General features: G+C 36.6%; 8 protein-coding genes. 1 reads left to right on the forward strand and 7 read right to left on the reverse strand.

Features of this window, described 5'->3' with window-relative positions; genetic code table 11:
* Positions 1 to 392: 392 nt before the first annotated feature.
* The 3 genes from KQI69_RS10715 to KQI69_RS09930 all read right to left on the reverse strand — a co-directional run bounded on the left by KQI69_RS10715 (position 393) and on the right by KQI69_RS09930 (position 4713).
* Positions 393 to 1346, reverse strand: a complete 954-nt coding sequence (locus tag KQI69_RS10715) for a cysteine-rich small domain-containing protein (RefSeq protein ID WP_216565223.1) — start codon at positions 1344 to 1346, stop codon at positions 393 to 395.
* Between the two features lie 62 nt (positions 1347 to 1408).
* Positions 1409 to 2782: an NAD(P)/FAD-dependent oxidoreductase gene (locus tag KQI69_RS09925; RefSeq protein ID WP_216565224.1), complete on the reverse strand. Its 1374-nt coding sequence runs from the start codon at positions 2780 to 2782 to the stop codon at positions 1409 to 1411.
* Positions 2783 to 3126: 344 nt separating this feature from the next.
* Positions 3127 to 4713, reverse strand: coding sequence for an SPOCS domain-containing protein (locus KQI69_RS09930; protein WP_216565225.1), 1587 nt, complete (start codon positions 4711 to 4713; stop codon positions 3127 to 3129).
* Positions 4714 to 4951: 238 nt separating this feature from the next.
* Between KQI69_RS09930 and KQI69_RS09935 the strand changes: the two genes are divergently transcribed.
* The gene (locus KQI69_RS09935) at positions 4952 to 5410 is read left to right on the forward strand and encodes a GNAT family N-acetyltransferase (RefSeq protein WP_216565226.1); all 459 of its coding nucleotides are present in this window, start codon (positions 4952 to 4954) and stop codon (positions 5408 to 5410) included.
* Between the two features lie 150 nt (positions 5411 to 5560).
* On the opposite strand, the gene KQI69_RS09940 is transcribed toward KQI69_RS09935, so the two are convergent.
* From KQI69_RS09940 to rpiB, 4 genes are all read right to left on the reverse strand, one after another.
* Positions 5561 to 5746 (reverse strand): DUF4250 domain-containing protein, encoded by a 186-nt coding sequence (locus KQI69_RS09940; protein ID WP_216565227.1) that lies wholly within the window; start codon positions 5744 to 5746, stop codon positions 5561 to 5563.
* Between the two features lie 19 nt (positions 5747 to 5765).
* A complete protein-coding gene (locus KQI69_RS09945) occupies positions 5766 to 6830 on the reverse strand; it encodes an undecaprenyldiphospho-muramoylpentapeptide beta-N-acetylglucosaminyltransferase (RefSeq protein ID WP_216565228.1) in 1065 nt (354 codons plus the stop codon).
* A 129-nt stretch (positions 6831 to 6959) separates the two neighbouring features.
* The gene (locus tag KQI69_RS09950) at positions 6960 to 7985 is read right to left on the reverse strand and encodes a branched-chain amino acid aminotransferase (protein WP_216565229.1); all 1026 of its coding nucleotides are present in this window, start codon (positions 7983 to 7985) and stop codon (positions 6960 to 6962) included.
* A gap of 248 nt (positions 7986 to 8233) precedes the next feature.
* Positions 8234 to 8662 (reverse strand): ribose 5-phosphate isomerase B, encoded by a 429-nt coding sequence (rpiB, locus tag KQI69_RS09955; protein ID WP_216565230.1) that lies wholly within the window; start codon positions 8660 to 8662, stop codon positions 8234 to 8236.
* Positions 8663 to 8888: the final 226 nt, after the last annotated feature.

Consider the following 8888-nt stretch of genomic DNA (forward strand, 5'->3'; position numbering starts at 1 on the left):
TATATCTTTCAGTTCATCTTCCGTTACCTCAGTATCTTCCGGATGTAATGTTTTATATAATTGTATAAGATATTTTTTGTCCTGAAACAGATTTGTGAAGACACTGTCCTTTATAGTATATTTTGCTATATCTGTTTCGTTTAATGTCTCCATTATCGTATTATTATTCTCCAAAACATCACCTCTCATTAATTTCATGCTACTTTTTATACTGTCTGTTGTTCCTGTTTTTATTATAACAAATATATATTTTTCTTCAATGAAATGTCTATTCTCGTTTACGCAAATTTATCTTTGAATTTTATAATTTAGCTTCATCTAAGCATTTATACATTATAAATAAAAATCCAAATTTTACCACCATACATACATTACTCTAGTTTGCTCTTTTTTTATCCCCTGTTCCCTCTACATACCGCACATCCGCCTTTGCTCCCCACACAAAACGCACAGTCTTTTATCCTCTCCCCATACTCCTTCCTCGTCACAAGATAAATCCCCACACAACTCTTTGCTGGGTGCATATTTCCGCTTTCATCAACTGACATCCCTACTTTCTCCGCCCCTATTATTTTCACAAGCTCCGGCACAGTCTCTATATCCATCCCATAAAATCCCGGTCCAAACGAGTCCGTCACATATTTTTTATGCCTTACGCTATGCTTTCTTTCTATATAATTTCTAATCCAGTCTCTTAACACATCTGTTGCCGCTATCATAAGACATTCGACATAATATTTTTCAAGAAGTGAACTTTCTTCCAACGCTCTTTCATCAATATCCTTTATTCCAAATGCATACAGATAAGCACTGTCAATATCTCCATCCGCTACATTCATTTTTTCAAGTGCATTACATTTTATAGTCTGCTCTCCAAATACAAACCCGGAAGTTGTCACCACACTTTCGTCAATCTGTTTAAGGATAATCTGTATCTTTTTTTCACTGAAAAATTTATCATATGCCGCATTTATTATCTCCTTATGCTGTCTTTTCATCTCCGCATCCATTGACTCAAATCCACATGAATGTTCTATTTCCGTTTCCATATCCACAATCAATTCACTTATATCCACTTCAAGTATCTCATTCTTTGACATAAGGCACTTAAGTACCTTTTCATAATTTGCTGCCCTGTGTGGAAACATACATTCCGAGCAGTCCTTTATCTTTTCTCCATTTGCCGTCACAAAGTAAACAGGATTTCCGGGACACTTTTCTTTCAGGTATAAAGGACAATAGCAGAAAAGGCAATTAAAGTCCTTTTCTGCTATTTCATCTGATACTTTGTGGCATGGAAAATATTCGCATTTCTTATTTGAAAAAAATGAATAATTTTCTGCCATCTTTATTCCTCATTTCATTTACCGTTAGCTACTACAATTATTTTTATCATCAATTTACTTTATTATTTGCTTTCCCCTGCAATCGCTCTCGCAACATGAACACCGCTTGCCGACGCGTGTGACAATGAATGTGTTACACCGCTGCAATCACCGATAACATAAAGTCCTTTAAGCGGAGTTTCAAGATTTTGATCTATCTCAACTTCCATGTTGTAGAACTTGACTTCAACACCATAAAGAAGCGTATCGTCATTTGCTGTTCCCGGTGCTATCTTATCGAGTGCATATATCATTTCTATAATGCCGTCGAGTATTCTCTTTGGCATTACAAGGCTTAAGTCACCCGGAGTTGCCGAAAGCGTAGGCGTCACAAATCCTTCTGCTATGCGTGACGCATTGCTTCGTCTTCCTCTTATAAGGTCACCAAATCTCTGTACTAATACACCACCGCCGAGCATATTTGAAAGTTTTGCGATGCTCTCTCCATATCCGTTACTGTCTCTGAACGGCTCTGAGAAATGTTTTGCAACGAGAAGTGCAAAGTTTGTATTCTCAGTATGTTTACTTGGATCTTCGTAGCTGTGACCGTTTACTGTAACTATTCCGTTTGTATTTTCATTAACAACAACACCATGAGGATTCATACAGAATGTACGGACAAGATCCTCAAATTTCGCTGTTCTGTAAACTATCTTGCTCTCGTAAAGTTCATCTGTGAGATGAGAAAATACCTCTGCCGGAAGTTCAACTCTCACACCGATATCTACACGATTTGATTTTGTCGGAATATCAAGTTCTGAACAGACTTTTTCCATCCATTTACTTCCGCTTCTTCCTGCTGATATGATACACTTGTCACACTCATAGTCACCCTTTGCAGTCTTTACAAGATAACCATCTCCATTCTGTAAAACACTGTCTACAGGAGTATCAAAATAGAAATCCACTTTGTCTTTAAGCTCTGCATAAAGATTTTCGAGAACGACATAATTCTTATCCGTTCCAAGATGGCGAACTGATGCATCAAGAAGATGAAGGCCATTCTGAACACAAAGTTTCTTTATCTCAGTATTGGCTGTGGAATAAAGTTTTGTTCCCTCACCACCATATTTGAGATTCAGCTCATCAACATAATACATAAGGTCAAGAGCCTTGTTTTTTCCTATATACTCATATAATGTTCCACCAAACTGATTTGTTATATTGTATTTACCATCCGAAAAAGCTCCTGCTCCGCCAAAACCGTTCATTATAGAACAGCTTTTACAATTTATACAGCTTTTTATCTTATCACCATCAATAGGACAAACTCGCTTTTCAAGCGAATGACCTGTCTCAAATACGGCAACCCTGACCTCAGGATTTTTCTTAATCAGCTCATAAGATGCAAAAATTCCTCCGGGACCTGCACCAACAATAATAATGTCGTATTTCATACGCATAAATCCTCCTGTAAAAAATTTATTTAACACTATCAAGTAAGTAGCAAAGTGGATTGTGAATATCCACTTAACAACTAATTCAAACCACAAAAATACAGAAGCAGGGCTAAATTTATCTGCAAAATTCAACTCGCTTCTGTACTTATTCTACACTACATATATGATTTATGCAATCAAATAATGTATCCACTGCAAAATCTAAAAAAATCGGGTGTACTCCTATGGAATACTGAAAAAATCTTCAGTCCCAATAAAAGCACACCCATGTATAAAATAAAGAAGGCACAAACCGAAACTTATGTTACTATGGACAAATTGCTGTGGAAAATAAAATTTTTCTAAATTCCCTCAACCATTTTTAACAGAAGCAGTTTATCTCCCTTATGAACGATATCACTGTTAATCTCATTTAACTCCTTTATGCTGTCAACAGTTGTACGATATTTCTTTGCGATATCCCAGACCGGCGTATCTGATGACGCATAATAACCTACTATCCCCGGAAGTTTATGAAGCTGTTCAAAGTCAAGCGGAGCAGTTGCTATATCAGAAATAAAGCTCTCATCAAAATTTTGAAATGCAATCGCACACAATGTTATATTTACCTTAACTTCAATCTCCGAACTGTCTATCATTATCACATTTATATTGTTGATATCAAATTGCAGCTCATAATAACATTCCTGACTAAGATTATCAATCTCTATCGTATGACTGAAAGGTACGACTGCCCTCTCTATCGACAATGGACTTGCATCATTTTCCGTCATATAAAGAATGTCAAGCAGAAGCACACCATCCAAATGTATTCCGCCATCAACGATCTGCTGCTCATCTATCGTAATCTTACCCGTTGCATTGCATATCTGTAAAATCTTATCCGGACTTTCAATAGGAAACTGCTCAGAAAGACGAAGCGAACTCTGATTTTTCATAATAAGTTTATTCAATGACATTTTTTTTCTGACAGGCTCAAGTTCCATAGCCGTTGAATACGCATCATCAAGTATCTGTGCTTCCTTATTTTCATAAAATTTCATCTGCAATTTAAGTGTAAGTTCAAAACTGACAAGCCTGTTTTCACCATCCTCATCAGGTTTTGGATTCAATTCTCTTGTTCCAACACTCACATCGATATCAGGAATCATATCCTCGTTACAGTCATTGCAGTTTATTATCTCGTCAAATGAAACTTCTGTCTCAAAATATTCAAGACTGCACTCCTCATTTTCAGGTGTATAAAGCACAAACACATTGAGGTCGCCCATAAGCCTGACGCCATCTTCCACAACCTTTGTCTGAACATTTAACGGTCTTATATTAAAATACAGCACTGAATCTATACTTGGTTTTGCCTTTGGAAGAGTCAATTCCTCAAAAATCCTGTGTATATCATTTTTCTGTATGACAAGATGGGTATATGTAATATTTTTCATTTTTGAATACAGACCATCCGAATTTATACTCTCCATATTTTCATCAGCCATCAGAGAAGAAACGGCCTCATAATAATCACTCTGCGGCTTGCAACAATGTATTCCTATAATGGCATTTATGCTGAGTTTTCTTGAATTTATAAGATTTGCCTGACAGTCATCAATCTCAAAATGACAATTTATCTCGTCCCCCTCTGTTACATCTTCAAGAGCTATCATCTCATCAAAATTTATGCTGCCCGCAAGATTATGTATAGGAACAATGTCATCATTACTTGTATATAAGATAAAATAATCAAGCGTCCCCTTTATATTTACCTTTCCATCAAGTGACGCGACTACATTCGAGGAGATATTTCCCTCAACTTTTATGATCTTATCTATATCAGGCTTGCTGTCAGGAACATTCATATCATTTTCAAGCGTAATCTGAGTATCACTGTGGCAGACTATTTGATTTGAAGTTATCTGTGCTGTTTTAAAATCCATAGAAATCTCCTTAAATATATTCGATACCCGTTATTGTTCAGCCAACGCACCGTTCCACCAATTGTCAGCACACCGGCACGAACATTAACTCATTGTTTTACTAATATTTTATTCTTCCATGCAAAAAAATATTACTAAAAAGCAAATAAATAACTCAAAGCAAGATTATTGTGGTAAACTATATTTTAAAGACTATAACAACTTTTTAAATCTTAAAAGAAATCAGATGAGGACAACAATGGATAAACAAAAAGAAATAACATACATAAACAACATAAGTGTCGAAGATTATAATGCACTAAGAAAAGCTGTAAATTGGATAAATGTAACAGAAAAAAGAGCAGCCATAGCATTAAAAAACTCTTTTTACCTGTGTGTAGCCGTCTGCGATGGCAAACCTGTTGGAATGGCAAGAATAGTAAGCGATGGCGGCTATACATATTTTATAACAGATGTTATCGTGCACCCTGATTATCAGGGCCATCATATAGGAACAGAATTAATCCGCCGCGAACTTGATTATATCCAAAAAGATGTAGTGGCAGGAGAAACAGTTATGGTAAGCCTTATGGCAGCGTACCATCGTGAAAGTTTCTATGAAAAATTCGGTTTTCACACAAGACCGTTTGGAAATCATGGTCCCGGAATGTCAATGTGGGTATCAAGAGATGTAACCGGAAATCCAATGACTTTCTAACCACACTATACAAAACAACTCATAAATAGAGCCGCCGCATCAACAAAAATTCATACAAGATATAGAATTATTCACTGCTAAATATCTATATTTTGTATAAGATTTTCCTATTGCGGCGGCCCCTTGTTTCCCGTCTATATCTTATCTGCCTTACACAAACTTATTCAACCCGCTATCATACTTATAGTCGATTGATGCAAGTTTATTTTCCAAATCTTTTCTATCAATATCAAGCGACTTGCACAATTCTTCAAGGTCAGGATAAAAATCCCTAAGCTGTGTATTTATATAACTGAGCAGCATAGCAGGATCTTTTGGAATTGAACTATTACTCATTTTTTCTCCATTCTTACTGCTATTTTGCAGCACTGTTTATAAGACCAACTATCTTTTCGATAGAATTGTTGAGCTGGCTCTTCTTCATAGCTGCAATATACTTATCTTTATTGTCAAATGCCTCATTTACAGCCTCTAACAATTTTTCATTAGTTACATCCTCTTCCTGTATAACGATACTGTAACCGAGCTTCTCAAATGATGCCGCATTCAATATCTGGTCACCGCGGCTCGCCTGTGCTGAAAGAGGTATAAGTATGTTAGGCTTTTTAAGTGCAAGTATCTCACATATCGCATTTGCACCAGCGCGGGATATCATAAGGTCTGATGCCGCCATAAGGTCAGGAAGTTCTTCACTTATATACTCATACTGTACATATCCCTTTGTTCCTACAAGTTTTTCATCCTTCTTTCCCTTTCCACAGAGATGAATGATCTGAAATTTCTTCAAAAGTTCAGGAAGTATTCCTCTTACCGCATTATTTACTGCGACTGCTCCAAGACTTCCTCCAATTATAAGGATAACTGGTTTAGAACTGTCAAATCCACAGAATTTAAGTCCTTTTTCCCTATTTCCCCTAAAAAGTTCCTCCCTTATAGGTGAGCCGGTAAGAACAGCTTTCTCTGCTGGAAGATGTTTAAGTGTCTCAGGAAAGTTTGTGCACACTCTTACCGCACATGGAATACAGATCTTATTCGCAAGTCCCGGTGTCATATCTGATTCATGTATTATACATGGTATCCTGCGTGTTTTTGCAGCCACAACAACGGGAACAGACACAAAACCTCCCTTTGAAAATACTACATCAGGCTTGATCTTTTTAAGCAAATGTCTTGCCTGTGCAAATCCTTTAAGCACCTTAAAAGGATCGCTGATATTCTTGATATCTATATAGCGTCTGAGCTTTCCGCTTGAAATTCCATAATAAGGAATACCTAATTTTTCAATTAATTTTTTCTCGATACCATCATATGAGCCTATATAATAAATCTCATATCCTGCCTTTTTAAGTTCTGGTATAAGCGCAATATTAGGTGTAACATGACCGGCAGTTCCCCCTCCGGTTAAAACGATTTTCTTCATCAGGAAAATTCTCCTTTCAAAATCCGAAAAATCGCTGCATCCCTTAAACTAAAGAATTGCAGCGATTTTATCTGCTTTATACTATAATGTCAATATACAAATAATTCATTTAATACAAAAAATCCAAAATTATTTGATAACTTTAATCCATCCCTCAGGTGCTTCAATTCTGCCCATCTGAATACCTGTAAGTGTATCATAAAGTTCCTTTGTCTTTGGTCCCATCTGTTCCATTCCACTTGGGAAACAGATTTCCTTACCATGATCAACAATCTTTCCTACAGGAGAGATAACTGCTGCTGTTCCACAAAGACCGCACTCTGCAAAGTCTTTAACTTCATCAAGATATACTTCTCTCTCTTCAACTTCCATTCCGAGGTAATCTTTTGCAACAACCTCTAATGAACGGCGTGTTATAGAAGGAAGGATACTGTTTGACTTAGGAGTAACAAACTTGCCGTCCTTTGTGATAAAGATAAGGTTTGCTCCACCTGTCTCCTCAATCTTTGTGCGTGAGGCCGCATCAAGGTAAACATTCTCATCGAAACCTTTCTGATGAGCATCAACTATCGCATGAAGGCTCATAGCATAGTTAAGTCCTGCTTTGATATGACCTGTTCCATGTGGAGCTGCTCTGTCGAAATCACTTACGCGGATAGTAATAGGCTTTGCACCGCCCTTAAAGTAAGGTCCTACAGGTGTTGTAAATACTCTGAACTGATACTCATTAGCAGGTTTAACACCGATAATAGCATCACTTCCAAACATATATGGACGGATATATAATGTTGCACCTGAACCATATGGTGGTACATAATCAATATTTGCTTCTACAACCTTAGTAATAGCATCTACAAATCTATCTTCAGGAAATACCGGCATCTCAAGTCTGCTTGCTGAATCTGCAAGACGTGAAGCGTTTAAATCAGGTCTGAAGCAGACAACTCTGCCATCCTCCGTAGTATATGCTTTTAATCCCTCAAATACTGTCTGTGCATACTGGAGAACACATGCACACTCACTAATTGTAATCATATCATCCTCAATGAGTGCTCCATCATCCCATGCTCCATTTTTGAAGTTTGACACATATCTTTTGTCTGTCTTTACATAACCAAATCCAAGATTATTCCAATCGATGTCCTTTTTTGCCATAACAATACTTCCTTTCATAACCCTTTAATTTATCGGGTGAATTTTTTCAAAAGACTGCATATCAAAGCAATCGATGCAATCATCACATCAAAACCATTGATAAAAATCTTTTATTTTAACATATCTCTAATGATACTCCCATGATTTTATACTGTCAAGATTATAATAATACATAAACCCACGCATTTAACAACACAGAATGGCATAAAAACAACCTAAAGTACCACACTCACAGCTAAGACAATAAACTAATCCTCTATCATATTTATTCTTCTTATATGTCTTTCATCATTAGAAAATTCAGTATTTAAGAATGTATCAACAATTTTTAACGCATGTCCCGGTCCTATTACCCTTGCACCCATAGCTAGAATATTTGCATCGTTATGTTCTCTTGTTGCCTGTGCACTAAATGTATCATGGCAGAGTGCTGCTCTGATGCCTTTTACTTTATTTGCTGCTATCGAAATACCTATACCTGTCCCACAGATAAGTATTCCTTTTTCACATTCACCACTTACTATCGCATTTGCAACCTTCTTTGCATAAACAGGATAATCACATGAGCTCTCATCGTAGCAGCCATAATCCTTATATTCAATCCCCATCTCTTTTAGATGAGCCATCACTTCCTGCTTGAGTCTAAATCCACCATGGTCACTTCCAATTGCTATCATTTTTCTTACCGTTACTGAAAACTTATAAAAAGTTATAAACTTTTATATTTCATTCCTACTTCATTGAGTATGCTTTCGCACTATAAAACAGTTGCTACCGGCAGTTCCTTGTACTCTCCATAGGCGTAAATTCCTGACTAACGCATCAGTACATATCTGTAATAACTTGAAAGTGTTATGCTACAGATTGTCTTAAAACATTCTCCCCATATCTTTTCAGATTTAA

This window comes from Eubacterium sp. MSJ-13 (assembly GCF_018918235.1).
In the GTDB taxonomy this organism is placed as follows: domain Bacteria; phylum Bacillota; class Clostridia; order Lachnospirales; family Lachnospiraceae; genus Butyribacter.

Excerpts from the sequence above, each read along its gene's own strand:
- KQI69_RS09940 (WP_216565227.1), bottom strand. The coding sequence starts at position 5,746 with ATGAGTAATAGTTCAATTCCAAAAGATCCTGCTATGCTGCTCAGTTAT.
- KQI69_RS09925 (WP_216565224.1), bottom strand. The coding sequence starts at position 2,782 with ATGAAATACGACATTATTATTGTTGGTGCAGGTCCCGGAGGAATTTTT.
- KQI69_RS09950 (WP_216565229.1), bottom strand. The coding sequence starts at position 7,985 with ATGGCAAAAAAGGACATCGATTGGAATAATCTTGGATTTGGTTATGTA.
- rpiB (WP_216565230.1), bottom strand. The coding sequence starts at position 8,662 with ATGATAGCAATTGGAAGTGACCATGGTGGATTTAGACTCAAGCAGGAA.
- KQI69_RS09930 (WP_216565225.1), bottom strand. The coding sequence starts at position 4,713 with ATGGATTTTAAAACAGCACAGATAACTTCAAATCAAATAGTCTGCCAC.
- KQI69_RS09945 (WP_216565228.1), bottom strand. The coding sequence starts at position 6,830 with ATGAAGAAAATCGTTTTAACCGGAGGGGGAACTGCCGGTCATGTTACA.
- KQI69_RS10715 (WP_216565223.1), bottom strand. The coding sequence starts at position 1,346 with ATGGCAGAAAATTATTCATTTTTTTCAAATAAGAAATGCGAATATTTT.
- KQI69_RS09935 (WP_216565226.1), top strand. The coding sequence starts at position 4,952 with ATGGATAAACAAAAAGAAATAACATACATAAACAACATAAGTGTCGAA.